At 59.4% G+C, this 26,998-nt stretch carries 28 protein-coding genes; 18 read left to right on the top strand and 10 right to left on the bottom strand.

What is annotated here, in order from left to right; all coding sequences use genetic code 11:
- Window positions 1–2: 2 nt before the first annotated feature.
- Window positions 3–893 (top strand): LysR family transcriptional regulator, encoded by an 891-nt coding sequence (locus RRH01S_RS00865; protein ID WP_042469671.1) that lies wholly within the window; start codon window positions 3–5, stop codon window positions 891–893.
- Here RRH01S_RS00865 and RRH01S_RS00860 read toward each other — a convergent pair.
- Window positions 890–1,171 carry a DUF2188 domain-containing protein gene (locus tag RRH01S_RS00860; protein WP_007701547.1) on the bottom strand — a complete coding sequence of 94 codons (282 nt, stop codon included), beginning with the start codon at window positions 1,169–1,171 and terminating at the stop codon, window positions 890–892. The genes RRH01S_RS00865 and RRH01S_RS00860 overlap by 4 nt on opposite strands.
- Before the next feature lie 231 nt (window positions 1,172–1,402).
- Between RRH01S_RS00860 and RRH01S_RS00855 the strand changes: the two genes are divergently transcribed.
- The gene (locus tag RRH01S_RS00855; protein ID WP_042469670.1) at window positions 1,403–2,500 is read left to right on the top strand and encodes a calcium:cation antiporter; all 1,098 of its coding nucleotides are present in this window, start codon (window positions 1,403–1,405) and stop codon (window positions 2,498–2,500) included.
- A 148-nt stretch (window positions 2,501–2,648) separates the two neighbouring features.
- Here the strand turns inward: RRH01S_RS00855 and RRH01S_RS00850 are convergent, their stop codons facing one another.
- Window positions 2,649–3,851, bottom strand: a complete 1,203-nt coding sequence (locus RRH01S_RS00850; protein WP_012651921.1) for a pyridoxal phosphate-dependent aminotransferase — start codon at window positions 3,849–3,851, stop codon at window positions 2,649–2,651.
- 614 nt (window positions 3,852–4,465) lie between these two features.
- Between RRH01S_RS00850 and RRH01S_RS00845 the strand changes: the two genes are divergently transcribed.
- The 4 genes from RRH01S_RS00845 (at window position 4,466) to RRH01S_RS00830 (ending at window position 7,903) form a co-directional block, all read left to right on the top strand.
- Complete coding sequence (locus RRH01S_RS00845; RefSeq protein WP_034517876.1) at window positions 4,466–5,611, top strand: PQQ-dependent sugar dehydrogenase; 1,146 nt, start codon at window positions 4,466–4,468, stop codon at window positions 5,609–5,611.
- A 109-nt stretch (window positions 5,612–5,720) separates the two neighbouring features.
- Window positions 5,721–6,611 (top strand): DMT family transporter, encoded by an 891-nt coding sequence (locus RRH01S_RS00840; protein WP_034517874.1) that lies wholly within the window; start codon window positions 5,721–5,723, stop codon window positions 6,609–6,611.
- 496 nt (window positions 6,612–7,107) lie between these two features.
- Complete coding sequence (locus tag RRH01S_RS00835; protein ID WP_004116423.1) at window positions 7,108–7,323, top strand: cold-shock protein; 216 nt, start codon at window positions 7,108–7,110, stop codon at window positions 7,321–7,323.
- A gap of 148 nt (window positions 7,324–7,471) precedes the next feature.
- Window positions 7,472–7,903, top strand: a complete 432-nt coding sequence (locus RRH01S_RS00830) for a BA14K family protein (protein WP_034517872.1) — start codon at window positions 7,472–7,474, stop codon at window positions 7,901–7,903.
- 57 nt (window positions 7,904–7,960) lie between these two features.
- On the opposite strand, the gene RRH01S_RS00825 is transcribed toward RRH01S_RS00830, so the two are convergent.
- A complete protein-coding gene (locus RRH01S_RS00825; RefSeq protein WP_085997464.1) occupies window positions 7,961–8,599 on the bottom strand; it encodes an MBL fold metallo-hydrolase in 639 nt (212 codons plus the stop codon).
- A gap of 289 nt (window positions 8,600–8,888) precedes the next feature.
- Here RRH01S_RS00825 and RRH01S_RS00820 point away from each other — a divergent pair, with 289 nt between their 5' ends.
- The 6 genes from RRH01S_RS00820 (at window position 8,889) to RRH01S_RS00795 (ending at window position 13,768) form a co-directional block, all read left to right on the top strand.
- The gene (locus RRH01S_RS00820) at window positions 8,889–9,527 is read left to right on the top strand and encodes a DUF1236 domain-containing protein (protein ID WP_034517871.1); all 639 of its coding nucleotides are present in this window, start codon (window positions 8,889–8,891) and stop codon (window positions 9,525–9,527) included.
- Between the two features lie 246 nt (window positions 9,528–9,773).
- The gene (locus RRH01S_RS00815) at window positions 9,774–10,034 is read left to right on the top strand and encodes a hypothetical protein (RefSeq protein WP_007701529.1); all 261 of its coding nucleotides are present in this window, start codon (window positions 9,774–9,776) and stop codon (window positions 10,032–10,034) included.
- A 524-nt stretch (window positions 10,035–10,558) separates the two neighbouring features.
- Window positions 10,559–10,981 (top strand): MarR family winged helix-turn-helix transcriptional regulator, encoded by a 423-nt coding sequence (locus tag RRH01S_RS00810; protein ID WP_153510366.1) that lies wholly within the window; start codon window positions 10,559–10,561, stop codon window positions 10,979–10,981.
- 88 nt (window positions 10,982–11,069) lie between these two features.
- Window positions 11,070–11,771, top strand: a complete 702-nt coding sequence (locus RRH01S_RS00805) for a response regulator (protein ID WP_007701527.1) — start codon at window positions 11,070–11,072, stop codon at window positions 11,769–11,771.
- Window positions 11,772–11,796: 25 nt separating this feature from the next.
- Window positions 11,797–13,176 (top strand): ATP-binding protein, encoded by a 1,380-nt coding sequence (locus RRH01S_RS00800; protein WP_007701526.1) that lies wholly within the window; start codon window positions 11,797–11,799, stop codon window positions 13,174–13,176.
- Between the two features lie 10 nt (window positions 13,177–13,186).
- Complete coding sequence (locus tag RRH01S_RS00795; protein WP_034517870.1) at window positions 13,187–13,768, top strand: DUF1349 domain-containing protein; 582 nt, start codon at window positions 13,187–13,189, stop codon at window positions 13,766–13,768.
- 33 nt (window positions 13,769–13,801) lie between these two features.
- On the opposite strand, the gene RRH01S_RS00790 is transcribed toward RRH01S_RS00795, so the two are convergent.
- The 4 genes from RRH01S_RS00790 to RRH01S_RS00775 form a co-directional block, all read right to left on the bottom strand.
- Complete coding sequence (locus tag RRH01S_RS00790; protein ID WP_007701522.1) at window positions 13,802–14,143, bottom strand: tRNA-binding protein; 342 nt, start codon at window positions 14,141–14,143, stop codon at window positions 13,802–13,804.
- A 26-nt stretch (window positions 14,144–14,169) separates the two neighbouring features.
- On the bottom strand, window positions 14,170–15,009 hold the full coding sequence (proC, locus tag RRH01S_RS00785) for a pyrroline-5-carboxylate reductase (protein WP_012651928.1): 840 nt from the start codon (window positions 15,007–15,009) through the stop codon (window positions 14,170–14,172).
- A gap of 1 nt (window position 15,010) precedes the next feature.
- The gene (locus RRH01S_RS00780; RefSeq protein ID WP_007701517.1) at window positions 15,011–15,511 is read right to left on the bottom strand and encodes a type III secretion system chaperone family protein; all 501 of its coding nucleotides are present in this window, start codon (window positions 15,509–15,511) and stop codon (window positions 15,011–15,013) included.
- A gap of 391 nt (window positions 15,512–15,902) precedes the next feature.
- Window positions 15,903–16,163, bottom strand: a complete 261-nt coding sequence (locus tag RRH01S_RS00775; RefSeq protein ID WP_007701515.1) for an accessory factor UbiK family protein — start codon at window positions 16,161–16,163, stop codon at window positions 15,903–15,905.
- 259 nt (window positions 16,164–16,422) lie between these two features.
- Between RRH01S_RS00775 and lgt the strand changes: the two genes are divergently transcribed.
- The 6 genes from lgt to RRH01S_RS00745 all read left to right on the top strand — a co-directional run bounded on the left by lgt (window position 16,423) and on the right by RRH01S_RS00745 (window position 22,532).
- Window positions 16,423–17,310: a prolipoprotein diacylglyceryl transferase gene (lgt, locus tag RRH01S_RS00770; RefSeq protein WP_042469665.1), complete on the top strand. Its 888-nt coding sequence runs from the start codon at window positions 16,423–16,425 to the stop codon at window positions 17,308–17,310.
- Window positions 17,311–17,388: 78 nt separating this feature from the next.
- Window positions 17,389–18,486 (top strand): class I SAM-dependent methyltransferase, encoded by a 1,098-nt coding sequence (locus RRH01S_RS00765; protein ID WP_012651930.1) that lies wholly within the window; start codon window positions 17,389–17,391, stop codon window positions 18,484–18,486.
- A gap of 134 nt (window positions 18,487–18,620) precedes the next feature.
- Window positions 18,621–19,403, top strand: coding sequence for a peptidoglycan editing factor PgeF (gene pgeF / locus RRH01S_RS00760; protein ID WP_034517868.1), 783 nt, complete (start codon window positions 18,621–18,623; stop codon window positions 19,401–19,403).
- Window position 19,404: 1 nt separating this feature from the next.
- Window positions 19,405–20,556 carry a M24 family metallopeptidase gene (locus RRH01S_RS00755; RefSeq protein WP_012651932.1) on the top strand — a complete coding sequence of 384 codons (1,152 nt, stop codon included), beginning with the start codon at window positions 19,405–19,407 and terminating at the stop codon, window positions 20,554–20,556.
- A gap of 55 nt (window positions 20,557–20,611) precedes the next feature.
- Entirely contained in the window at window positions 20,612–21,493 is an 882-nt protein-coding gene (locus tag RRH01S_RS00750) for a hypothetical protein (protein WP_034517867.1), read from the top strand.
- A 106-nt stretch (window positions 21,494–21,599) separates the two neighbouring features.
- A complete protein-coding gene (locus tag RRH01S_RS00745; protein ID WP_007701499.1) occupies window positions 21,600–22,532 on the top strand; it encodes a ribose-phosphate pyrophosphokinase in 933 nt (310 codons plus the stop codon).
- 18 nt (window positions 22,533–22,550) lie between these two features.
- On the opposite strand, the gene RRH01S_RS00740 is transcribed toward RRH01S_RS00745, so the two are convergent.
- The 3 genes from RRH01S_RS00740 to RRH01S_RS00730 form a co-directional block, all read right to left on the bottom strand.
- Window positions 22,551–23,786 carry an MFS transporter gene (locus RRH01S_RS00740; protein WP_007701495.1) on the bottom strand — a complete coding sequence of 412 codons (1,236 nt, stop codon included), beginning with the start codon at window positions 23,784–23,786 and terminating at the stop codon, window positions 22,551–22,553.
- Between the two features lie 25 nt (window positions 23,787–23,811).
- The gene (locus RRH01S_RS00735; protein WP_034517862.1) at window positions 23,812–25,272 is read right to left on the bottom strand and encodes a hypothetical protein; all 1,461 of its coding nucleotides are present in this window, start codon (window positions 25,270–25,272) and stop codon (window positions 23,812–23,814) included.
- 106 nt (window positions 25,273–25,378) lie between these two features.
- The gene (locus tag RRH01S_RS00730) at window positions 25,379–26,839 is read right to left on the bottom strand and encodes a hypothetical protein (RefSeq protein ID WP_034517860.1); all 1,461 of its coding nucleotides are present in this window, start codon (window positions 26,837–26,839) and stop codon (window positions 25,379–25,381) included.
- Window positions 26,840–26,998: the final 159 nt, after the last annotated feature.

The raw sequence follows: 26,998 nt of genomic DNA, 5'->3' as shown, positions 1-26,998 counted from the left end.
TTATGACAACATCGAAACCTAGCTGGGATTTCTACCGCACATTCCTCGCCGTGCTGCAACACGGCTCGCTGTCCGCTGCCGCCCGAGAGCTTGGCCTTACCCAACCAACCATCGGCCGCCACATCGACGCGCTGGAAGAAGCGATCGGCGCCGAGCTGTTTACCCGCTCGCAGCAAGGCCTTTTGCCGACGGACGCGGCACTCGCCCTGAAGCCCTATGCGGAAACGCTGGCCAATACGACCGCCGCTCTTCTGCGTGTCGCTTCCAGTTCCCGCGACCGCGTCAGCGGTACAGTCCGCATCAGTGCCAGCGAGGTTATCGGCGTGGAAGTTCTGCCGCCGATCCTGGCCGGACTGCAGGCAGCATATCCCGACCTCACTATCGAGCTTTCCGCTTCGGATGCCGTCGAAGATCTGTTGCAGCGCGAGGCCGATATCGCTGTTCGCATGGTCGCGCCCGCGCAGGATGTGTTGCTGGCGCGTTATATCGGCTCCATCCCCCTCGGCTTATTCGCTCATCGCAATTATCTCGAACGATATGGCGAACCCAAGAACATAAGAGAGCTGCACCAGCATAAACTGATCGGGTTCGACCGCCAGACCGCTTACATCCGCACCATGATGAAGCGCTATCCCCTGCTTGACGGTGTCTCTTTCACCTTCAAGTCCGATCACAGCATTGCCCTGCACAATACCTTGCGCGCCGGCATCGGCATCGGCTTCTATCAGATACCGCTTGCAAAAAGGGATGGGGAACTTGTTCGGCTGCTGCCCGAGATCGGGCTGCCGCTCGACACCTGGGTTGCCATGCACAAAAATCTCAAGACATCGCCGCGCTGCCGCGTGACGTTCGATGCGCTGGTGGCGGGGTTGCTGGAATACGTTCGTAACTAGGCACCCGGCGCCGTATCCACTGGCGGGAAATGCACCTTGCCGTCGACCACTTCCGTTTCCGGTCGATCGCCGCCATCGGCATATTCCTCGTGCCACTTGCCCCTTTCGTCCTGCCAACTGATCTCGGCTGAATCGCCACCGACCTGTTGCTCGGCCGCTACGATCCGGGCTGCCTCCACGGCTTCTGAATGGCTGGGAAACGCCTCGGAATAGACGTCTCGAAATCGATACGCCCATCCGCCGTCATGCGGCACGATTTCGTAAGTGACCTTGACCATGCATATCCTCCTTCTCATCTGCCAAGACCTTGAGAGCCGGGCACACCCGGCAGGACCGCGGTCCATCTGAGACGAGTATCGAGGATGCCGCGACATTTTATTGGGCAGACCTATAAGCTCAGTATTCCATTAAACGCCGCCGACTGCAAATTTTGTCGCCCTCGTACGTGCTTGATGTGAAAAATCATTGGTTTAGAGTGCAAAAATGAATCGGCGCGCGAGGTGGGGATCTTGGCTATATCGAATTGGCTGAAGCAGGAAAAATTCCTGATCATCGCGTTGGTAATCGGCGTGATCGCCTATCTCAGCGAACATTCCGTGCTGGAGATGGGACAGACCGCATCGATGGTGGCCGCCGCTGCGCTGGTTGCGACCATCGTACTCGCCTCCATGCGCGTCGCCCATCACGCCGAAATCCTGGCGGTCAAGGTCGGCGACCCCTACGGCACGATGATCCTGACGCTATCGGCCGTCGCAGTCGAAGTCATCATGCTGGCGATCCTGATGGGTGGCGAAAGCTCACCGACGCTGGTGCGCGATACCATCTATTCCGCCGTCATGCTCGACATCAACGGCATCATCGGCCTCGCCGCCCTGATCGGTGGATTGAAGCACGGCGAGCAACCCTACAATGACGACTCCAGCAGGTCCTATGGCGTGATGATCCTGACGGCCATGGGCATTTCGATGATCGTGCCGGAATTCGCCCCCGAGGCCAAATGGCACTATTATTCCGCCTTTACCATCGTTGCGATGATCGCGCTTTATGCGCTCTTCCTGCGCATGCAGGTCGGCAAGCACAGCTATTTCTTCAGCTACAGCTATCCGCGCATCGAAAAGCATCAAGGAGCCGAGGAGGAGCATCACGGCGAGGAATCGACGATGACCTCCATCATCACGATCCTGATCGGCGTCGTGCTGATCGGCGGACTTGCCGAGTTCATGTCCGCCTTCATGGATGTCGGCCTCAAGAATAGCGGCGCACCGCCCGCGATCGCGGCGATCGTCGTCGCCACCATTTCCGCCGCCCCGGAAATCCTGACGGCATTGCGTTCGGCATTGCGCAACCGCATGCAGGCGACGATCAACATCGCCATGGGCGCCTCGCTCTCGACCGTCATCCTCACCGTGCCGATCATGGAAGGGATCGCGCTCTATACCGGCCAGCCCTTTATCATGGCGATGACGCCGGTGCAGACCGTGATGATCATGATCACCCTCATCGCCGCCGCCATCAACCTCAACGACGGTGAAACCAATGCCATCGAAGGCATGACCCATTTCATCCTCTTCGCCACCTTCATTATGCTGACGATATTGGGACTTTGAGCCTGATTTCAAAGGGTTGGAGTAGGCGGCGGAATCGGTTTGAGAGAGACTTGACTCAAGTGATGAAGCAGCGCCGCTTCTAAAACCGACAAACGCAGAAAGCCCGCCATCACTGGCGGGCTTTCTGATTTGTCTTGGCTGAGGCTGCTTACTTGCAAGCGCCGCAGAAGCGCTGGATGCGGCGGCAAGCTTCCTCGAGAAGCTCTTCCGAGGTCGCATAGGAGATGCGGAAGTTCGGGCCGAGGCCGAAGGCGGAGCCGTGGACGACCGCCACACCTTCCGATTCCAGCAGTTCCGACACGAAGTCCTCATCCGTCTCGATGACCTTGCCGGTCGGTGCGGTCTTGCCGATCAGGCCGGCGCAGGACGGATAGACGTAGAAAGCGCCTTCCGGCACCGGGCAGGAAATGCCCTTCGCCTGGTTCAGCATCGACACGACGAGGTCGCGGCGACCTTCGAAGATTTTCTTGTTCTGCGGGATGAAATCCTGCGGACCGTTCAGCGCCTCGACGGCTGCCCACTGCGCGATCGACGTCGCGCCCGAGGTCTGCTGACCCTGGATCATGTCCATCGCCTTGATGAGCACCAGCGGGCCGGCGGCATAGCCGATACGCCAGCCGGTCATCGCATAGGCCTTCGAAACGCCGTTCATCGTCAGCGTCCGGTCATAGAGGCTGGGCTCCACTTCGACCGGCGTGGCGAATTTGAAATCGCCGTAGGTCAGGTGCTCATACATGTCATCGGTCAGGATCCAGACATGCGGATGTTTGACCAGCACGTCCGTCAGTGCCTTCAGCTCGGCATGCGTATAGGCAGCACCCGACGGGTTCGACGGCGAGTTGAACATGAACCATTTGGTCTTCGGCGTGATGGCCTTTTCGAGATCAGCGGGCTGAAGCTTGAAGCCGTTGGCCTGCGTCGTCTCGACGAAAACCGGGGTGCCGCCGCACAGCGCCACCATTTCCGGGTAGGACACCCAGTAAGGCGTCGGGATGATGACTTCATCGCCAGGGTTCAGCGTCGCCATGAAGGCGTTGAACAGGATCTGCTTGCCACCCGTGCCGACAATGGTCTGCTCGGGAGCATAGTCGAGATTGTTCTCGCGCTTGAATTTGGCGGCGATCGCCTTGCGCAGCTCAGGGATGCCGGCAACCGGCGTGTACTTCGTCTCGCCGCGGTTGATCGCGTCGATGGCGGCCGTCTTGATATTGTCGGGCGTATCGAAATCAGGCTCGCCGGCGCCGAGGCCGATCACGTCGCGTCCTTTTGCTTTCAGCTCGCGCGCTTTCTGGGAAACGGCGATGGTGGCAGAAGGCTTTACACGGGAAAGGGCGTCGGCAAGAAAGGCCATGATGATCGGTCCTATTCGGTTGAAATGGGCAGAAAGCCTGTGGACCAGATTTCTGCGCTAAGCTCTATGTCGAATGTAGGCCGCCGTTTCAAGCAGAAAGGCGTCACAGTGACGTTATTTCGCGCGCGCGTAGACAGTGCGCCACACGTCATTGTTGGGCACCGTACGCCTTCCATTCTCCCAAAGGGAGCTTCTTTGCACGCTGTGAGTGAAACAAACAAAGAAGATGAGCAGATGCAAATAAGCCACTCGGCGGATGAATCATTTTATGAAGGGTCTGATTCAATCTCTCAGCTCTCTCGAAATACTTAAATAAAATCAGCAATATAAGCTTACATCTCAACCGTCATCAATTAGCATCGCGAAATTCCTTCAGCATCCGTTTCGATCTGGCAGAGGTGCTCTTCTCACACCTTTGTCGTGTATTCATTGGCCACAATGTTCGGGGAAGCCATGTTTTGGACGATGGCGTCGTCACACATAGGTCGATGGGCCATATCGCGGATACCGGCAAGGGCGGACACAATGACGTTATCGACACTCTGACGCGCTTGAACCGCGATCCGCCTACCCCACGTTGCGTAGGCTATTCTAGCCACGGAGGAAATGGTTCGATGCGTTTTCACAGAGCGGGATTTTCCGTTGCTTTTGCAGCGTCTGCCATGCTGGCGGCAAGCGCTGCCCTCGCCGACCCGGCGAAGATCGTCAACACGCAGAAGGTCGCCGTCAAGGTCGAGACCATCGCAAGCGGGCTCGATCACCCGTGGGCCGTGGAAGCGCTGCCAGACGGCGCCTATCTCGTGACGGAACGAGTTGGGAACATCCGCATCATCCGCAACGGCAAGCTATCGGAGCCGCTTGCCGGGGTACCCGAAGTCCATGCCCGTGGCCAGGGAGGGTTGCTCGACATTGCACTTGATCCGAAATTCACCAGCAACCGCACAATCTTCTTCACCGCCTCCATTTCCGAGGACGGCGGCAGCGGTACGGCGGTTTTTCGTGCTGTCCTGTCGCCGGACGAGCGGCGGCTGACCGATGTGAAGCGCATCTTCCTGATGAACAAGCTGTCGCGCGGCAATATCCAATACGGCGCTCGCATTGCCATCGCCAGGGATGACAGCCTGTTCGTGGGCCTCGGCGATCGCGGCGAGCAGGATCGCGCCCAGGATTTCCATGACGACGCTGGTTCGATTATCCATATCCGGGCAGACGGCAGCATTCCCGGCGACAATCCCTTCAAGGACGGCGCCAAGGCCCAACCGGAGATCTGGTCCAAGGGCCACCGCAATCCCCAGGGTATCACCTTCGATGCCGCAGACGGCAAGCTTTACACGGCCGAGCATGGCGCCAGAGGCGGCGACGAGATCAACACACCTCAAGCGGGCAAGAATTATGGCTGGCCGATCATTTCCTATGGACGCAACTATTCCGGCACCAAGATCGGGGTCGGCACGGCGAAAGAGGGAATGGAACAACCGATCTTCTATTGGGATCCATCGATCGCGCCCGGCGCCATCGCCGTCTATCGCGGTAAGATGTTTCCCGAATGGAACGGCGACTTCCTGGTTACGGCGCTGAAATTCAAGCTTCTCTCGCGTCTCGATCGTGACGGCAGTGGCAAGGTGATCGAGCGAGAACGCTTGTTCTCAGGTAATTTCGGCCGACTGCGCGATATCATCGTCGCACCGGATGGCGCGCTGCTGATCACCACGGATGAAGATGACGGCGCATTGCTGCGTGTTTCGAGAGCAATGAACTAGCGACGGGATTTGCCGCTGGCGGTCAGCCTTTCACCCTTGCCCCGGAGAAAAGCAACTGCTAACGCACCGCCATCTTCCCTCCTTTGCTTCCTTCTCCCGCAGGTTGTCGATGACGCGCATACAAGCGAACTTGGTATTGTTGTTGGCCGCCGCTATCTGGGGTGGCGGTTTCGTCGCGCAGTCGACAGCGATGAAGGCGATCGGGCCGTTCTGGTTCATCGGCCTGCGCTTTGCCGTCGCCACCATCGTCATCCTGCCCTTTGTCTGGATGGAAAACCGGAGGGCCGAAAAACCTCTCACGCGCGGCAACTGGCTCTCCTTCCTCTGCATCGGTATCGCGCTCTTCGGCGGCGCGGCAACGCAGCAACTCGGGCTCTTGACGACCAGCGTCACCAATTCCAGCTTCATCACCGGCCTTTACGTCGTCTTCGTTCCGCTGATCGCCGTCGTGTTTTTGCGCCGGCAGCCGCACTGGATCATCTGGCCGGCAGCGTTGACGGCGCTGAGCGGCATCTATCTGCTGTCCGGCGGCTCTCTGTCCCGGCTTACATCAGGTGATTTCCTGACCGTCGTCTGTGCCGTCTTCTGGGCTGCGCAAATCACCCTTGCCGGCGTGTCGGTTCGCGAAACCGGTCGGCCTCTAGGCATTTCCGCCGCACAATTCGCCGTCACCGCTGTCCTTGCCCTCATCGCCGCCGCACTGGTCGAGCCCATCAGCTTTGCCGCCATCGGGGCCGCACTCGGCGAAATTCTCTATGTCGGGATATTTTCGTCCGGCCTTGCATTCGCGCTCCAGGTCATCGGCCAGCGCTATACGAGCGCCCCGCAAGCGGCGATCATCCTCTCTTCAGAGGCATTGTTCGGCGCGTCCCTTGGCGCGCTGCTGCTCGGCGAAACCATGGGGCCACTCGGCTATGCCGGCTGCGCCCTGATGTTCAGCGCGATGCTTGCAGTGGAATTGGTGCCCGAGCTCAAGCGCCGGCGCAGCGTCACCGCATAAAAGGTTGCTGGAAATGCCCGTCATGGCTGTGCCAGACCGCTTCCGTTAGATTTTTTTAAATGACCCGAAAGACGTATCTCGAGGCCGTCATTTGGGAAAATTTCGCCAAACTTATATCGCAAACGATACAAAAACCTTGGAAATCCATTTCGCATGAGGGAAAATTTGCGAATCGCCCTAGCACGCGCGCATAACAGCAATACGCCCCTTTTAGGACATTAAAAACTTTTACTTGCCAATTCCCGATAAACACAGCACTCTCAACGGTGTTCGGGCATTTTTAAAGCATGGAAAGTCCTTAAGAAAGTGCGCGCCGGGAACGCTAATATTCCGGTCAGCCTGGTCGAGAAATGATACGCGGATATCGTTTCGTGACCACGCCGAGGTATAGGGGACCTTTTCCTTCAAATTGCGAGAACTGCCTGCGAGCGCCCGCAAGGGCAATACAGCAATGCTGCCCGTGTGGATGGTGGGCAGAGAGAAAAGGACCTGACGCATGGCCGAGACTGGCACTGTAAAGTTTTTTAATACCGATAAGGGCTTCGGTTTCATCAAACCGGACAAGGGTGGCGCTGACATCTTTGTACACATCTCCGCAGTACAGGCTTCTGGTCTGGCAGGATTGTCGGAAAACCAGAAGGTAAGCTTCGACACGGAACCGGATCGCCGCGGCAAGGGACCGAAGGCCGTCAATCTCCAGATTGCCGGCTGAAAAGCCTGACGGCTATCATTCGAGTTGAGGCCCGGCAGAGATGCCGGGTTTTGTCATTCAGTCTGCATTCAGCTTGCCGTGCCTAGTTTATCCCCCAATGCAAGATTGGGAACGACGGTTCTACCGCTCCCGTTCAGAGGATAGACGAATGAACATGCTCGGCAAAACCCTCCTCATGTCCGCCATGGCTGCAACATTGACGCTGACCTCCATGTCAGCCGCTTCGGCCGACGATCGCTGGCATCACCGCGACGGCTGGGTATTGGGCGGCGCCGCAGGCCTTGCCACCGGCCTGATCGTCGGCTCCGCTATCGCCAGCCAGCCGCGTTATGTCGAGCCAGGCCCGGTCTACGTCGATCCCGACTATGAGGCACCGCCCCCGCCCTATTACTATCGCGCACCGCCGCGCCGCGTCTATGTCGAGCGTGATGTCAGCTATTACGCTCCGGCAACCGCCGGCCTGCGCCCCTGGTCGTCGCAATGGATGCGCTATTGCTATGATCGCTACAGAAGCTTCGATGGCCGCAGCGGCACCTATGTCGGCTTTGATGGCATGCGTCATTTCTGCACGGCCGACTGATCGACGTATCGGTGGTCTCGATAAAAAGCGCCGCCTCCCGCGGCGCTTTTTTTGATCCTAGAGCCCGCGCAGGAAGGGGTTGGTCCGGCGCTCCTCGCCGATCTGGCCGCCCGGGCCATGGCCGCAGATGAAGCCGACATCATCGCCGAGCGGAAATACCTTGTCCCGGATCGAGTCCAGCAACTGCTGATGATTGCCGCCCGGCAGGTCCGTGCGGCCGATCGAGCCGTGGAACAGCACGTCGCCGAGATGCGCGAATTTCTGCTTCCTGTTGACATAGATGACATGGCCCGGCGCATGACCGGGGCAATGGAAGACCTCGAACTCATGCTCGCCGAAGGATACCTTGTCGCCATCCTTAAGGAAGCGATCCGGCACGACGTTGCGCACGCCCTCTATGCCGAACATCTCTGCCTTACCCTCGATGTCCTGCAGCAGCGTCAGGTCATCCTCATGTGGACCGATGACTTCCAGGCCAAGCGCTTCACGAACTTCGTCCGCGCCGCCGGCGTGGTCGATGTGACCATGTGTCAGCCAGATCGCCTTCAGCGTGATGTTGTTCTCACGAACCGTTTGCAGGATGAGATCGACATCGCCGCCGGGATCGACCACGACCCCTTCGTTCGTCTCCGGATCGAACAGGATCGTGCAATTCTGTTCGAAGGGTGTCACCGGAATGATGCCGGCCTGGAGCATGCCCATGAAGCGCCTCGTCTGTTTGATGTCCGTCCTGCCGGTATAATCACAAATATTGGCCAAAACAGCCCCTTGCTCTGAAAATGCCGGGGCAGCAAGGACGGCACGCCGTACTCCGATGACCATAATCGAAAATTCAGGGCATCACGAACTCTCCGAAAGCGGAAGCAGAACCAGATGCTTAGAGAAAATTTCTTCCGTGGCGCATCAATCGACATACCCATCGGGCGGAACACCGAAGCATTCGAGGCGTTTGCTGCTAGGCTCTCAAAGCAAAAGGAGATAGCCAATGTCCTCGAAGAAAAACCTGCTGCTCGCCGGCCTCGTTCTCCTCGGAAGCGCCGGACTGGCGCAGGCCGAAATGTCTGCGACCACAGCCACCGACATGGAGGTTCGCTCTGGCCCTGGCCCGCAATATCCCACTGTCGGCATGGCAACCCGTGGCTCCGAGGCTACGCTTGACGGCTGCATCCAAGGCAGCCGGTGGTGCCGCGTCGACGTCAACGGCATGCGCGGCTGGGTCTATGCTCAATATCTCAACGTCGAGCAAAACGGCAATACGCTGATAGTCGAAGAACATCGCGACGATCTCGGCGTCCCGACCATCATCTACCAACAGACCGATCCAACGAGCACCGGAAGCATCCAGACGGCGCAGCCAGGTCCGAATGACGAATTGCTCGGCCCTGTCGGCCAGAGCGGCGGCGATGTCGTTGCGATCACGCCGCCAAGCGAGGTGGAGACCTACATCACGGACAATCCGGTCGACACGGTTCAGTTGCGCGGTGACGTCGTCGTTGGTGCCACTTTGCCGCAAAGCGTGACCGTTCACCGGATACCGGACTACCAATACAGCTATGTCGAGGTAAATCGTCTGCCGGTGTTGGTCGATCCCGACACGCGCCGCATCGTCTATGTCTATCGCTGATTCGCGTTGCGGCGGCAGCAATACGTCGAAATCACGGGCGGCTGCATGGCCGCCTTCCCTCATATGTGACTTTTCCCCCGAATTATTGCAGATTTCTCCCGTTTGAGTTGCCTTTCTATTTCCACCAGTCGATGCATGATGTAATTCTTATATAAATTAGGATTATCGCCACTCCCAAGGCTCGATCCGGGGCGCGGCGCGACGGCATCCGGAAATGGCTTCCGGTACAATGGGAGAAGGCTGATCATGGAAAGTTTAGGGCCTATCATCACGCAACTGGTTGCCGGCGCGATCGGCGGCAACGGCGCCAGCGCCGTTTTGAAGCAGGAAGGGATCAATCTCGTCGCCAGGACGATTGCCGGCGCTGTCGGCGGTCTCGGCGGCGGCCTCATTCTCAACCTGATCGGCAGCGAAGCCCTGACCGGCTATATCGCACAGGGCCTCTCCTCACTGGTCGCTGGCGGCATACTCTCGGCAATCGTCGGCGCAGTGCTCGGCCGTAAGTAAGACGAGCACATCAGATCAAGGAAAGCCGGGCGGGAAGAAACCGCATCCGGCTTTCCTTGAGTATCCTGCGATTTTGCCCGACGGCGGCGGCAGTCGGGCAGCTTCTTGCTGTATGGTGACTTGTCAGGCTTTCGCTGATCGCTTGCCGACGCGAAGCGATAATGCGCCCGTCACCTCTGCTATCTCGCTACGATAGTCGTAGCATTGCCCTTGAAAATCCCCCACAGCCAGTCGCATCTAAGCCCCATGACTGCCGGTTGTTGTTCCGACGCATTTTCTCCACAAAGTACGTGGGAGGGCATGAGACCTGTTGGAGTTTTGCCAAGCCCGGTCTAGTTTCCATTTATGGCTATCCGTCCAGGCTGCAAAAGGTTCAGGAAACTTGCAGTGACGCAAAAATACGTCAATAAAGCTGACATATTTTTGCGCAAGTTTCCCCGTTGCCCCGAAACAGGAAAGGAAATGCCAAGGTGACACGGCAGGTGAATCAAAAAGCGGCAAAACCGGAGCTACTGGCCGCGCCGATGCAAAATGTCGGGATCATCGATTTCGAAATCATCGAGCTGCTTTTCTTTGCCTATCGCGACTTCGTATCCGATCCGGACCAGATCCTGGACAAGAGCGGGTTCGGGCGAGCACATCACCGCGTCGTCCATTTCGTTAACCGCGAACCCGGCATGACGGTTGCGGACCTTTTGGAAACATTGAAGATCACCAAACAGAGTTTGGCGCGGGTTCTCAAACAATTGATCGATTCGGGTTATATTCGTCAGGTGGCCGGGCCGGAGGATCGTCGTCAGCGCAAGCTGTATCCGACGCAGGCCGGCCGCGATTTGGCGCTGGCGCTGGCGGAGCCGCAATCACGCCGTATTGAACGGGCATTCGAAGGCGCGTCCGACGCGACGCGCGAAAGCGTCAAACGGTTCCTGAGGGGAATGCAGGACTAAGACATGATCTCGAACCGGAGAACCGCGAAGCGGGTTTGGGATAAGATCATCTCAATCAAATAGATAAAACAAGATCGAGACGGATTGAATGACGACAAAGACAGCAATTTCCGATGATGCGGCGCATCTCCTGGTCGTGGATGACGACACGCGTATCCGCGCCCTTCTCAATCGCTATCTCATGGAAAAGGGTTTCCGGGTGACGGTCGCCGCCGAAGGCGCCGAGGCCCGTCGCAAGCTCGAGGGGCTGGACTTCGACTTGATCATCATGGACGTGATGATGCCCGGCGAATCCGGGATCGTGCTGACGTCTAGCCTGCGCGCCATCAAGAACATCCCGATCATCATGCTGACCGCCCTTGCCGAAGCCGATGCGCGCATCGCCGGATTGGAAGCCGGCGCCGACGACTATCTGCCGAAGCCTTTCGATCCGCGCGAACTGGTACTGCGTATCAACAATATCCTCCGCCGCAATGCTCCGGCCGACTCGCCGAAGATCGAACAGGTGATGTTCGGCCCCTATACCTTCTCGCTGACCCGCAAGGAGCTGAAGAGAGCCTCGGAACTCATCCGCCTGACCGACCGGGAGCAGGAAATCATGCTGCTCTTTGCCAAGCGCGCCGGCGACACCATTCCGCGCCACGAGTTGATCGGCAGCGATGCCGAAGTCGGCGAGCGCACGATCGACGTGCAGATTAACCGCCTGCGCCGCAAGATCGAGGACGACCCGGCCAATCCCATCTGGCTGCAGACGGTGCGTGGCATCGGCTACCGCCTGAGCATAGATTGATATCAAGTCTCAAGGGCCAGCGGCGATGGTGACATTCGACTCGATCAGGCGCGATCAGGACCACCCGCCGTCCAACGGCATGCGATGGCTGTCGCGCTGGCTGCGTCGACGTCTGCCGACCGGTATCTATGCACGTTCGCTGCTGATCTTCATCCTGCCGATGATCATCCTGCAGGCGGTCGTCACCGTCGTCTTCATGGAACGCCACTGGCAGATGGTGACGCAGCGCCTGTCGATGGCAACCACGCGCGACATCGCCGCCATCATTTCGATCATCGAAACCTATCCGCAGGATGCCGACTATTCGGCTGTCACGCAGATAGCCCGGCAAAAACTCGATCTCACCATCTCGATCGAGCCGGGCGGCGAGCTGCCGCCGCCGCGCGAAAAGCCGTTCTTCTCGATCCTCGACAGCATTCTCAGCGACGAAATCCGCGACCAGATCAACCTGCCGTTCTGGGTCGACACACTCGGCAATTCCAGCCTTGTCGAAATCCGCGTCAAGCTGCCGGACAAGGTGCTGCGCGTCTTTGCCAAGCGCAGCCAGACCTATGCTTCGAACACCCACATCTTCATTCTCTGGATGGTCGGCACCTCGCTGGTGCTGATCGGCATCGCCGTTCTGTTCCTGCGCGGCCAGATCCGACCGATCCTGGCACTGGCGCAGGCCGCCGAAAGTTTCGGCAAGGGCCAGCGGCTGGAGAATTATTCGCCGCGCGGTGCTGACGAAGTCCGCCGCGCCGGCCTCGCCTTCATCCTGATGCGCGAGCGCATCGAGCGCCAGATCGAGCAGCGCACGGCGATGCTCTCCGGCGTCAGCCACGACCTGCGCACCGTGCTCACCCGCTTCAAGCTGCAGCTTGCCCTCGTCGGCGAAAACCCGGACCTTGTGGGCCTTAGCGAGGACGTCGAGGACATGCAGAGCATGCTGGAGGGCTACATGGCCTTCGCCCGTGGCGAGGCGGAAGAGGATGTCGGCACGCTGCATCTCAGCGATATTCTCGACAAGGTCGAGCAGGACTTCTCTCTCCACGGCAAATCCATGACCTACTCGATCGACGGCGACGATGAAATCTCCGTCCGCCCGAACGCCTTCGCGCGGCTGGTGACGAACCTTGCCTCCAATGCGCGCCGCTATGCCCAGACGCTGCGCGTCGACGCCAAGCACAGCGCCAAGTGGCTGACGGTCATTTTCGACGACGACGGTCCCGGCATTCCCGTCAATGCGCGCGAAGACGTGTTCAAGCCATTCTTCCGGCTGGACGAGGCGCGCAATCTCGATAATTCCGGCACCGGCCTCGGCCTGGCGATCGCCCGCGATATTGCCCGCAGCCATGGCGGCAACGTCACGCTCGGCGACAGCCCACTCGGGGGCCTGCGCGCCACCATCCGCATTCCTGCTTAAAAGGACGCACATGCCGATTGACATCAACGACATGCATTGGCTGAATCCGCCGCCCGTCTGGGAAATGAACCAGGGGCGTCTGCTCGTCCGCTCCGGCGACAAGACCGATTTATGGCAGGAAACCTATTACGGCTTTCACCGCGACAACGGCCACTTCCTCGGCCGGCCGCGTCGAGGCGACTTCACCGCCGAAATCACCTTCATCGGGCAATATCGCGAACTCTACGACCAGGCCGGCCTGATGGTCCGCCATGACGCCACGCACTGGATGAAATGCGGGATCGAATATACCGACGGCGCCAGGCATTTCAGCGTCGTGGTCACCAACGGCAATTCCGACTGGTCCGCCTTCCGGCTCGATCACGGGTTCGACGCCATGTCGGTGCGAGTGACACGCAACGGCGACGCGCTCTTCATCCAGTACCGCACCGATAAGATGAGCGAGTGGCGTATGGCCCGGCTCGCCTGGTTCGATCCGGCCCTGGAAGAGGTCTCCGTCGGCCCTGCCTTCTGCTCACCGCAACGCGAAGGTTTTGAAGCGGAGTTTCTGGATTTCAGCCTGACGGACCCGGTGTCGCGGGATATTCACTAAAAGACCTTCGCCCCAGCGGGGAGAAGGCCAAAATCACATCATCTTCCTGCCGTTCGGCACCGGCTGGGTCACGGCGGCAAGCACGATGGCGCCATTTTCATCCTCGAAGCCGAGAGTCAGCACTTCGGAGCGGACAGGGCCGATCTGTCGCGGCGGAAAATTGACGACGGCAAGGATCTGGCGGCCGATAAGGCTCTCCAGCGTATAATGCACCGTAATCTGCGCCGAAGAGCGCTTGATACCGATCTCCGGTCCGAAATCGATCCTCAGCTTGTAAGCCGGCTTGCGCGCTTCCGGAAAAGCCTCTGCCTCGATGATCGTCCCGACACGGATATCCACCCGCTCGAAATCGCCATAGGTGATCTCTTCCGCCATACGCATACCCTCTTGGTCGTGGAAATTTAGCCGGCCAGTTCCTGCGCGCGCTTGCGCGCCGCTTCCAGCGCCTCATCGAACAGCGGCTGCATGCCGCCTTCGGCCATCAGGACGGCAAGGGCGGCGGCCGTCGTGCCGCCGGGAGACGTTACGTTCTGGCGCAGCCGCGAAGCGTCATCGGGGGACTGATGCAACAATTCACCAGCCCCCGCGACAGTTTCCCGTGCGAGCCGCATGGCGAGGTCCGCCTGCAGGCCAAGCTTCCGGCCCGCTTCCGCCATGCACTCGACGAGATAAAAAACATAGGCCGGTCCGCTGCCGGACACCGCAGTCACGGCATCGATATCGCCCTCTTCCGGCACCCATTCGACCGGGCCGGACACTTTCAGAAGATCATGCACCAACTGCCGCTGGCCTTCGCCGACCTCGGCATTGGCAAAGGCGCCGGTAACACCGCGACCGACCATGGCCGGGGTATTCGGCATGGCACGCACCATCGCCGCTTTCCCAAGATGCTTTTCGAGGAAGGTAAGCGTCTTGCCGGCAGCGATCGATACCACCACCGTATTCGGCCCGACAATGTCCTTGAAGGGCGGAAGCACCACATCCATAAGCTGCGGCTTGACCGCAACAAAGAGAACGCCTGCGGTGACCCCGGCGGGAACACCAGTGACATGGCTTGCGCCAGCATCGGCAATCAGTTTCAGCATCGTCTCGGACGGATTGGGATCGACCACGGTCACCGAGGAACCCGGCACACCGTTCTTCAGCCAGCCCGTCAGCATCGCGCCGCCCATATTGCCGGCGCCAATCAGGATGATGGCCCCGGAAGATGCGAGAGCGCTTGAGGATGCCTCAGTCGTCATATCAGCATTCGCCCACGGTTTCGAACAGTACAGCTTCCATGGCGCGATTTGCGTCAAGACCCGACCATACGACGAACTGGAAAGCCTGATAATAGGCCTCGCAGGTGTCAAGAGCGTTGGACAGCAGCACTTCCACCTGCCGGTTGGTCGGCTCGGCCCCGCCGGAAAGCAGCAGCGACTGCCGGAAGATGACGATATCCTCCTGCCGCCACAGGTCGAAATGACCCATCAGCACCTGGCCATTGACGCAGGACAGAAGCTTGATGACTTCGTTGGCGCGGATATCCGGGACCTTGATGTCGAAAGCGCAGGCGATATGCAGCGCCTCGAACTCCTCCATCCAGGAGAAGGATACATGATAGTCCGTCCATTTACCCTCGACGGTCATGGCGATTTCGTCTTCGCCCGACCGCTCAAACGACCAGTCGTTATTGGCGGCCACGAACTCGATCATATCGACCGGATTTGACTGGCGTTCGACTTCTATTTCCATAAGGCTCATGCAGCACCTTCTTGACCGGAACGAATGCAGCTTTCGCGTGCTTCAACATTGAGAGAACGCAAACTGTTTTACTCCGGAAACATCTTCGGGATGATGTTGAACGGCTGCCAGACTAACGCATCCACCCTGCCCGGAGCTTACCAAGTCCGTTTCGAATCATCATTTAAAATCAGTGTATAACGGCATGCCCGGCATGCCAGCCCCTGAAGGGAGATTTTGGACAAAGGCGCTGTGGAAAGCTCTTCCGATGTCTATACAGAAGGGAGTCATAACCGACTCTGGCGATTGGCTTTTTTGCCAGTGTCCACAGGTGGATAAATCGCCGAAAATTTTAGAGGAAAAGTGCGTGGCAGAGGCCTGCCACGCCGATTTCTCGCAAAATTAATTGCAGTTACTTGCTTTTCGAGGAAAGACGCGCTTCCAGCGCCTCGATTCTGGCGAGCAGCGCTTCGTTCTCGTCACGCGCCTTGATCGCCATTTCGCGGACGGCTTCGAACTCCTCGCGCTTGACGATATCGAGGCTGTTCAACCAGCGTTCGGCATGTGCGTTGAAAGCCGTCTCGATCTCGCGGCGCACGCCCTGGGCAGCACCGGCGGCATCGGTCATCAACTTGGCGAATTCGTCCATGATACGGTTCGGTCCAGTGCTCATTGCAGTCTCCTTGCGGCCGTCAGCCCCGAACGTGAATAACATCCTATAGGGGCCAGATAGGGATGAGGTAGGATTTCCGAGAGTTCGATGCAAGCAAATTGAGATAGAGTGGGACAAGCCCGGCCATGACGGAAGACTGACGAAAATCGACTTGACCGTTTCAATACCGAACGCCATCTTCCGGCCACATTGGATTTAGCATGCTCTTGTCCAAGAATCGCATCGCAATTTTGCGAACCATGCTCTAACGGATCTGACAATCTTGCTGACCGCCAACCTCGCCGCCATCCTGCCGTTTCCCGATATCGATCCGATTGCCTTTTCAATCGTGTCATGGCCCATTCATTGGTACGGTCTCGCCTATGTCGCAGGCATCCTGCTTGGTTGGCTCTATGACAGGCGGCTGGTCGACGATGGCAAGCTTTGGGTGAACGATACTGCTCCGATGACGCGCGAGCATCTGGACGACTTCATCCTCTGGGTCGCCTTGGGCATCGTTCTCGGCGGCCGCATCGGCTATATCCTGTTCTACGATCTGGACAACGTGCTCGCCGAGCCGATCCGCGCGATTCAGATCAATAGAGGCGGCATGTCCTTCCATGGCGGATTGATCGGTACCACCATCGCCATGTTCTTGTTCGCCAAACGCAACAAGATCCCGGTCTGGGGCCTGTTCGATATCGTCGCCGCCGTCGCCCCTATCGGCCTTTTCTTCGGCCGCATAGCCAATTTCGTCAACGGCGAGCTCTGGGGCCGGGTTTCAGACGTTCCTTGGGCTATGGTCTTCTGCAGCCCGCATCTCATAGCCGCCCATGAGGGCATCTGCCCGGCCGGCCCTGATCCGCGCCATCCGAGCCAGCTCTACGAGGCCGGCGTCGAAGGCATTGTCCTCTTCATCGTCCTCTTCATTCTGACGCGCTGGGCTCTGGCGCTGAAGAAGCCCGGCACCATCAGCGGCGTTTTCGTCATCGGCTACGCCTTCTCGCGCATCTTTGTCGAGTTCTTCCGTCAGCCCGACGAACAGCTCGGCTACCTCCTCGGCACCAGCTGGCTGACCATGGGCATGGTGCTGTCCCTGCCGATGGTCGCGATCGGCCTCTGGGCAGTCATTCGCGCCCACCATGCCGCCGCCAGGCAGACGGCTTGATCTCAGGGTGAAATATCGCGTGATCCTTCCGAAAACTGCCTTATATTTTTCGGAATCATGCACTAGCGAGACCAAATGATGACGACCCCCCTCGGCGAAAAAATCAAAGCCATTATCCGTGCAAACGGACCGGTCAGCATCACCGACTACTTTTCGCTCTGTCTCGCCGATCCGCAACACGGCTATTACAAGACGCGCGAACCCTTCGGCAGCGTCGGCGATTTCGTCACTGCGCCCGAGATCAGCCAGCTCTTCGGCGAGATGATCGGCATCTTCATGGTGCATGCCTGGCAGCGCCACGGCGCACCCTCAGAGGTCCAACTGGTCGAAATCGGCCCCGGCCGCGGCACGATGATGGCCGACATGCTGCGCGTCATCAGCAAGCTCGCGCCGCCGCTTTATGACGCCATGAGCGTACACCTGGTCGAAACCAGCGATCGGCTGCAGGAGTTTCAGCGGCAGACGCTTGCCGACCATGGAGACAAGGTTTCCTGGCATTCCGACTTCAATGATGTCCCGGCAGGCTTTACCCTGCTCGCCGCCAACGAGCTCTTCGACGCCATTCCCATCCGTCAGTTCGTTCGCACTGCCAACGGGTTTCGCGAGCGCACGGTCGGGCTTGATGCCAATGACGAGCTGACCTTCGCGGTCGGCGTCGCAGGCCTCGACTCGGCGTTCCTCCCGGACGGGCAGCTACCGCCCATCGGCACGATCTTCGAGATCGCCCCTGCCCGCCAGGCGGTGATGACGACGGTCTGCGACCGGATCGCCGCGCATGGCGGCACCGCGCTTGCCATTGACTACGGACACATGGCAACCGGCTTCGGCGACACGCTGCAAGCCGTGCGTATGCATGAATATGATCCGCCGCTGGAGCACCCCGGTGAAGCGGATCTCACCAGCCATGTCGATTTCCAGCATCTGGCGGCAACCGCCGCCGCTTCCGGCCTGCAGATCAACGGATGCTGTCATCAGGGCGATTTTCTCATCGGGCTCGGACTACTGGAGCGGGCGGCAGCACTTGGCCGCGACCGCGACGCGGCAACGCAGGACGGCATCCGTGCCGCCGTCGAACGGCTTGCCGGCGCCGGCGAAGGCAAGATGGGCGAGCTCTTCAAGGTGCTGGCAGTCTCGAGCCCCGCGATCGATCTCCAACCCTTTCGCCCGGCGCGCTGAACAAGACTGCTAAAGCCAGCGGATTGACAGGGCGCGTATGGCTGGGCCAACATCCCGGCCAAATCGAACCGCTTCGCCACAGATGCGTTATTCATCACGATCCACGCCAAAGACCATATCAAGGACACGCAGTATTGCCGACTCCGATCGAAAGCACGCTGCTGAGCGCCGCCAAAAGCGCCGGTATCCGCCACGGCTATTTCACCCGCGAGGGCGGCGTTTCGGAGGGCCTCTATCGTGGCTTGAACGTCGGCCTCGGCTCCCATGACGAACGCGCCCATGTGGAAGAAAACCGCCGCCGCGTCGCCAGCTGGTTCGGCCTGCCGCTGGAGCGGCTTGCGACCGTGCATCAGGTCCATTCGCCCGATGTGATCACCGTCGGCATGAACTATGACGGCAATCGTCCGCAGGCGGACGCGATCGTGACGGCGACGCCGGGGGTGGTGCTTGGCGTGCTCGCCGCCGATTGCGGCCCGATCCTCTTTGCCGACTCGGAAAACCGAGTGATCGGTGCCGCCCATGCCGGCTGGAAGGGCGCCCTGACCGGCGTGCTGGAGAACACCATCGAGGCGATGGTCGCGCTCGGCGCCAAGCGCGAGACGATCACGGCCTGCCTTGGCCCCTCGATCAGCCAGGCAAGCTACGAAGTCGGCCCGGAATTCGTCGATCGCTTCACCGCTTACGACCCGGACTACACCAAGTACTTCATTCCGTCCGAAAAGCCTGGCCACGCGATGTTCGACCTGCCGGCGCTGACGGTCGACCGCCTGCGCAAGGCTGGCGTGACCGCCGAAAGCCTCGCTCTCTGCACCTATCCCGATCCCGACCGCTTCTTCTCCTATCGCCGCACCACGCATGCGAAGGAGCCGGATTACGGCCGGCAGATTTCCGCCATCGCCATCGAGGAGACCTCCTAAAATGGCCCTGCATTTCGAACGTAGCGAATTCGACGCCCGCCTGGCCCGTCTCCTCGCAAAAATGCAGGAGGAAAAGCTAGATGCCATGCTGCTCTTCGCGCAGGAGAGCATGTATTGGCTGACAGGCTACGATACCTTCGGCTACTGCTTTTTCCAGACGCTGGTGGTCAAATCGGACGGCACGATGGTGCTTCTGACCCGCTCGGCCGATCTTCGCCAGGCGCAGCTGACGTCCGTCATTTCCGACATTCGCATCTGGGTCGATCGCGTCAATGCCGATCCGACGGTCGATCTCAAGGAATTGCTGGTGGAGCTCGACCTGCTCGGCGCCCGCATCGGCGTCGAGTATGACACGCACGGCATGACCGGCCGCGTCGCCCGCCTGCTCGACAGCCAGATCGCCACCTTCGGCCAGATCGTCGACGCCTCCTATCTCGTCGGGCGTCTGCGTCTCGTCAAAAGCCCGACGGAAATCGCCTATGTCGAGCACGCCGCCGCCCTCGCCGACGATGCGTTGGATACAGCCCTTGCGCTGATCAAGCCCAATGCCGACGAAGCCGATATCCTGGCTGCCATGCAGGGCACGATCTTTTCCGGCGGCGGCGATTATCCCGCCAACGAGTTCATCGTCGGCTCCGGGCCAGAGGCCCTGCTCTGCCGCTACAAGGCCGGCCGCCGTAAGCTCGACGCCAATGACCAGCTCACCCTCGAATGGGCAGGCACCTATGCCCACTACCATGCCGCCATGATGCGGACAGTCGTCATCGGCGATCCAACCCATCGCCATCGCGAACTCTTCAGCGCCTGCCTCGAAACCATCCAGGCGATCGAAACCGTGCTGAAACCCGGCCATACCTTCGGCGACGTGTTCGACATGCATGCCAAGATCATGGACGAGCGCGGCCTTGCCCGCCACCGGCTGAACGCCTGCGGTTATTCGCTTGGCGCCCGCTTCTCGCCCTCCTGGATGGAGCATGAGATGTTCGTTGCCGGCAATCCGCAGGAGATCGAGGAGAGCATGTCGCTCTTCGTGCATATGATCATCATGGATTCCGATACCGGCACCGCGATGACGCTCGGCCAGACCTATCTGACGACGTCCCAAGCCCCCAGAGCCTTGTCGCGCCATCAGCTCGAATTTCTTAACCGTTAGCAGCGTAAAATAGCGATCCTGAACGGGGTGCCCCTCGAAGGAAAGGATCGTGTACATGGGACAGGTCAGGACAACGTTGATTTCCGTTGGCTTCTGCCTTGCGCTCGCCGCCTGCAACACGACAGACGCCCTGACGCCGCCCGGAACCATCGGCGATGCCGGCTCCAGCCCCGTCACGCAACGCGATGTCGAACGCATGGCCTCCGCGCCGCAGCGCCAGCGGAGCTATCAGACCGCGCAGGACAGCTACGGCTACCAACGACAGGGTTATCAGCAGCAGGGTTACCAACAGCAAAGCCCCAGTGGAGGCTCGCTGGACGATCAGGCGGCAGCGCTCAGAAGTGGCGGCGGCAACCCTTACGCCTCCCGCCCTCTTGATGGCTCCCAGACTGCATCCATTCCGCCGGGCAGTGCGCCGATCTCGGAATCCGACGAGCAGCGCGAGGCCGATCGCCGCCTCGCCGACGAGCCACAACCGCAACAGCAGGCGGCTCAGGATCAGCAGGACGATCAACAGCCGCCCGCACAACAGCAACAACAAGCCTCCATCGCCCCCGCAGCCGCAACCGGTGAAAACAGCGTTCGCTTCCTGCCGATCATCGGCGCGCCGGTCGAGGCCGTCACACCGCTTTCACGTCAACTCGGCGCGGAGGCACGTTCGCTTGGTCTTGCGATCAAGAGTTCGAGCGATTCCAGCGCCAGCTATATCCTGAAGGGCTACCTTTCCGCCTTCCAGGATGGACCGCAGATTTCCGTTACCTATGTCTGGGATGTCCTCGACAATAGCGGTGCCCGCCTGCACCGAATCCAGGGAGCGGAAAGTGCGCCGCTGAAGCGTGGCGATCCATGGAGCGCCGTTCCGCCTGCCGTCATGCAGAAAATCGCCACCAAAACCATGTCGGAATTCAATTCCTGGCGTGACTCTCGCGGTGGATAGCCACAGGCTTTTCAGAAATATGAAAGCTATCATGCCTCTCCCCCCTTGCATTCGGGAGCAAGGCGGTTAAAAGCGCGGCTATCAGGTTGGTAACAGGCGGGCCAAAATGAAGATTTTCGCAGGCAATTCGAACAGGCACCTCGCCGAAGCGATCTGCAACTATCTCAATCTTCCTTTGGGTAAGGCAAGCGTCCGGCGTTTCGCGGACCAGGAAATCTTTGTTGAGATCCAGGAAAACGTGCGTGGCGAGGACGTGTTTGTCGTTCAGCCGACATCGTTTCCGGCCAATGACCACCTCATGGAATTGTTGATTATGGTCGACGCGATGCGACGCTCTTCGGCGCGGCGCATCACGGCTGTCATCCCCTATTTCGGCTATGCTCGTCAGGACCGCAAGGCCGGTCCGCGCACGCCGATCTCGGCGAAGCTCGTGGCGAACCTCATCACCGAGGCTGGAGCCGATCGCGTATTGACGCTTGATCTGCACGCCGGCCAGATCCAGGGCTTCTTCGATATCCCGACGGATAATCTTTACGCCCTGCCGATCCTGACGCGCGACATCGTGGCCAATTACGATATCGGCAACGTTATGGTGGTTTCGCCCGACGTCGGCGGTGTGGTGCGTGCCCGCGCGCTCGCCAAACGCCTCGACTGTCTCTTGGCGATCGTGGACAAGCGCCGTGATCGCCCGGGTGAATCCGAAGTCATGAACATTATCGGCGATGTCACCGGCAAGGACTGCATCCTGATCGACGATATCGTCGATTCCGGCGGCACGCTCTGCAACGCCGCCGAGGCGCTCCTGAAGAATGGCGCGACCAGCGTTACGGCCTATATCACCCACGGCGTTCTGTCCGGTGGCGCCGTGACCCGCATCGCCAATTCGAAGCTGAAGGAACTCGTGATCACCGATTCCATTCAGCCGACGACGGCGGTGCTATCTGCGCCGAACATTCGCGTCATCAGCACCGCCAGCCTCATCGGCGAGGCCATCAACCGCACCAGCCAGGAAGAATCGGTTTCCAGCCTGTTCGACTGAAAACCGGCCATCCCTTCCTTATGCCGGTGTCACACCGGCCGGATGTCTTTGCCGCCAGACAAGCAGCCCTATTCCGATCAGCCCGGCGACGAAAACCGCGGCGCCCGCCCCCATGATCGACGGCCCGATGCCGAACCAGGCAAAGAGCGTCGGCGACATGAGATAGGCCAGGAAAAGGCCAAGGAAGATCGCGCACATCATCAAGCGATAGATCTGCGCCAGACGGTGTGGCTCGCTCCTCGTCTGCATCAGATGCAGCATGGCGAGATTTTCGAAGGGACCGTTGATCGAGGCAAAGCATGCAACGGCCATCAACCATAGACGGTCATGCATCAGCGGCAGCAGGAAAACGCCGGTGCCAAAAATCAGTTTTGCCACGATGATCCAGACCACCGGCCGCCGCGGCTTCATATTGCTGAGGATGAGGTTGGTCGTCACGTTGCCGACGCCGTAGGCCATCATCATCAGGCTGTAATCGGTCAAGGGATCGGTGCTGGTTTCGCGCAGGTGCAGGATCATCCCAAGCAGAATGCCCATGGCCCAGGCGATATTTCCCATCAGGTTGGTGAACAGCCCATAGAGTATCGCGGCATGACCCCGCGCTGCCCTCCATCCGCCCAGCACGCCGTCGATTACCGCAGCCGCGCCTGAGAAATCGCGACGGCGAGGCGCGGGCGGCAATCTGGCGACAGCCAGCCAGACCGCCAGGGCAGACAGCAGCAATGTCGCCGCCGTCACGGTGAAGAACTGCGATTTCGGCAGGAAGCCGTTAACCAATGCAATCAGGCTCGGCCCCAGAATGCGGGCCATGCGCCTCGTGGCGTCGAACAATCCGTTGGTCGCATGCCGGATGTCGGGGTCGACGGCGATGGTCGGTAAGGTCGCCTGCAACGACGGATCGAACGCTGCCGTCAGCAGGGCGATACATCCGGCAAGCACTATCAGTAATGGCAGGCTCATGACATGCATCAAGCCGGCGACGGACAGCACCAGCAACAAAAGCGCGCGCAGCACGTCGGACGAAATCATCGTCGTGCTATGCCGCCAGCGATCCGTCAGGATGCCGCCGAAGAGACTGCCGAACAGAAGCATACCCGACTGCAACGCGGACACGTAGCCCGCGTTGCTGCCGATGAAATCCGCCGCAATCCAGACGACGGCGACCATGTAGAATTCGGATCCGGTCGCCGCCAGCACCTGGCCGGCCCATAGGAGAGAAATCGAACGCTGGGCCAGCGGCCTTAGGACAAACATCTTCGCATTCTGGTATTCGAGCGACTTACTTGATGACCTGGCCGTTGATCGTCACGGTCTTGTCGTCGGCGATGCTGACCTCCCAACGCGAACGTCCGTCGGGATCAGTCTTGGCGAAACCTTTGGCCATCATCAGGCCGAAAGAGAACTGATTGAGATCCGGCTGCGTCTTCGCAGCCTCCTGAACAGCGGCAATCGTCTTGTCGAGATCGCGGGCAAGCACCGTCATGTTCATGGTGACACGGTCGCTGTCGCCCAGAGCCCCGCGCATGCTGCCGGAAGCTTCGACGTCGTAGAGCCCCGAAACCGCACTGATCTTCGGAAAATTGACCGTTATCGTTCCATCCGGGAACATGGCCCGCTGCAATTGGTTATCCACGGCTTCCTGACCGGCAGGATGGTTGAAGTCGGTCTGCTGCAGAACGTCCGCGAGAGCGGTGAAGTTCAGGTTCGGCAGTTGCACCTGCATTTCGGCAGCGTCGGGAATGAAAGCGACATAGTCTTGCGGCACCAGACCGGATGCCAAAGTGAGCTTTTCAGCACGCAGACCGAAATCGGCATTCATCGCATTGCTCGGCCCGTCCACCTTGAAGGAGTAGCCCATATTCTGCAGGCCGCCGTCTCCAAAGAGCGTCGAGACGGAAAGATCCTTGATGAAGACCTTCTCCTCGAACGAACCGGCAATCGGCATCGCCTTCTGCAGCAATGCCTTGATCTCGGCGCTCTCGCTATCGGACAAGGTTTTCTTCTCCTTGTGATCGGAGACGAAGCGCAATATTTCGTTCAGCGCCTTCAACGGCAGCTTGGTCGCGCTCGCATTGAAATCGATCGCCCCGACCTTGATCTCACCGAACGCCATGTCGCCGGAGGAAATCTTGTTGTTGAGGGATTGCAGGCTGCCGTCCATCTTGAGATCAAGCTTGCCCGGCTCGCCGCTGTCCGTCGAAGACAGCTTGTAGACGATGCTGTCGGCCGTGGCATCGTTCTTTTGCACGCCATTGTCTTTGTCGGTGGTCTTGCTGGCGAAGGTAATGCCGCTGCCCTTCAGATCCATCGAACGGACGTAGTGGAGCGCAGGATCGAAGATCCCCTGGAAGCTGGAAGACGCCAGGGCATAGCGAAATTCCATGTCCGTCGCGCTACCCGGCTTCGAACGCGCCGTCACGTCAATGGCGTTGCTGCCCTCAATTGCCCAGAGACCACTATCCTGCGGCGTTGCAAGCGCCGTTAGCGGCTTGAGACCACTGATGACGATATCGCTGATCTTCAGCTTGTCGAAGAGCTTCTGGAGATCATAGGTAATCTCGTAATGGCCGCTCACCGGCTTCACCGCGACGAAGCCGCTCTTGGCCATATCGTCGGGCAGGAAATAGGTCAGATTGCCAAGCAGATCCTTCGCGCCCTGCTCATTGACATCAGCCGCCTGCGACGCGCCAGCCAAGCCCGCGGCGAAAACCGCCGCCGCGGCTACTGCTTTGAAACGCATATTTCATTCCCCCAAAATACTTAGAAAAACAGTTGGAAACAAAAGAACCCTGAAGTGGGTTCCCGGTCAGATCGAAGACGCCGAAACGAGCGTCGGGTACAAACTCTTAAGGGTTTTTCTGGCCTTTCGGCCCCTTCAGCACCTGTCCGTTCACCGTGACGGTGCGGTTTTCATCCATGGTGACATCCCAGCGCAGGCGGCCATCCGGATCGGTCTTGGCGAAGCCTTTGGCGGCCATCAGGCCGAAGGACACCTTGTTCAGTTGCGGGTCCGTCTTGGCTGCATCCTGAATGGCGGTGACCGTCTTGTCGAAATCACGAGCCAGGATCGTCGCCTGCAGCGAGTAACCGGCATGGGATTGGGTGGCCCTCTTCAACGCACCGGAAACCTCGACATCGTAAACGCCGGAAGTCGCGCTGATTTTCGGGAACTCGAGCGTCGCAAGGCCGCCCGGGAACGCGATGCGTTTCAGCGCCTCGCCGGAAACCGGCGTTGCGCGCGTCGACACATTCTTCAGCGCCGCATCGACAATGCCCTCGAAATTGATATCGGGCATGCCGATCTGCACATCGAGCGTCTCCGGCAGGAAGGCGGCATAGGCCGACGGAATGAGGCCGGCGTCAGGCGTGAAGTGCTCCGCACGCAGGCCGAAATTGACGTTGGAGGCCTTGGTGAGGCCATCCATCTTGAAGCTGTAGTCGACTGTCTTGACGCCGACCTTTCCCTTGGCGGTCGTCACCAGCAGATTGTTCAGCGTCACGGACTCGTCCAGCGAACCGAAGCCGGGCAAGGCGCGACGCACCAGTTCCGCGAATTTCTCGCTGCCGCTGTCGGATAGCTGCTTGGCCTTGACGTGCTGAATGAAGAAGTGGACGAGTTCGCGCAGTTCCTTCGCCGGCAGGCTTGTCGCCACCACCTTGATATCGATGCTGTCGGCGCCGAGGTTGACGGACGAGGCGCCAGACCCGGTCACTGTTTCATTGAAGTGCTGCAACGTGCCCTGCGACTGCAGGTTGACCTTGCCGGCCCCGGTGCCGTCGGTCACCAAACTGGAGAACGATGCACTATCGATGGTGGCGTCCATCGCGTGACCGGTGTTTCTGCCACTGCCAATGCTGGAGAACTTGATGCCGCTGCTCTTCGTCTCCAGCGACCGCATCACCTCGAGCGCCGGATCGAAAATGCCGTCGACCGAGTTGGAGGCAACCGAATAGCTGACATCAGCTGTCGGCGAATGGACCGAAACATCGAGGCTATTATCGCCTTTCAGATGCCATTTGCCTTCCGCGAGCGGCTGCGCAAACAGCAATAGCGGCTTGAAACCGGTAACCGACAGCGCGCTGGAATTGATCTTGTCGAAGAATTTCGCGAGGTCGTAGGTGATCTGATATTGATCGCCCGAGGGCGTCACGGTGACGAAGCCGCTGCGGGCAAGATCGCGAGAGAGGGAATGCGTCAGGATATTGCGCAATTCCTTGGCGCCCTGTTCGTTGACGTCAGCCGCCTGCGACGCGCCAGCAAGACCGATGGAAAAAACCGCGGCGGCGGCAATAGCCCTGGAGCGCATACCCGACCTCTCCTTTTGACCCTGATCGATTGAAATCGACTGTTGAAGAGGCTGGGGGTATATGTCAAGGCATTGATAGAAATAGCATCGCCGGCTCTTTATCGAGAGTTGCAATGTCATCACAGATGCGCTTTCTCCGGTGAGACTTGCGCCTTGGGC

The sequence above is a fragment of the Rhizobium rhizogenes NBRC 13257 genome (assembly GCF_000696095.1).
Classification (GTDB): Bacteria; Pseudomonadota; Alphaproteobacteria; order Rhizobiales; family Rhizobiaceae; genus Rhizobium; species Rhizobium rhizogenes.
This window is presented reverse-complemented; position numbering and strand designations above follow the sequence as displayed.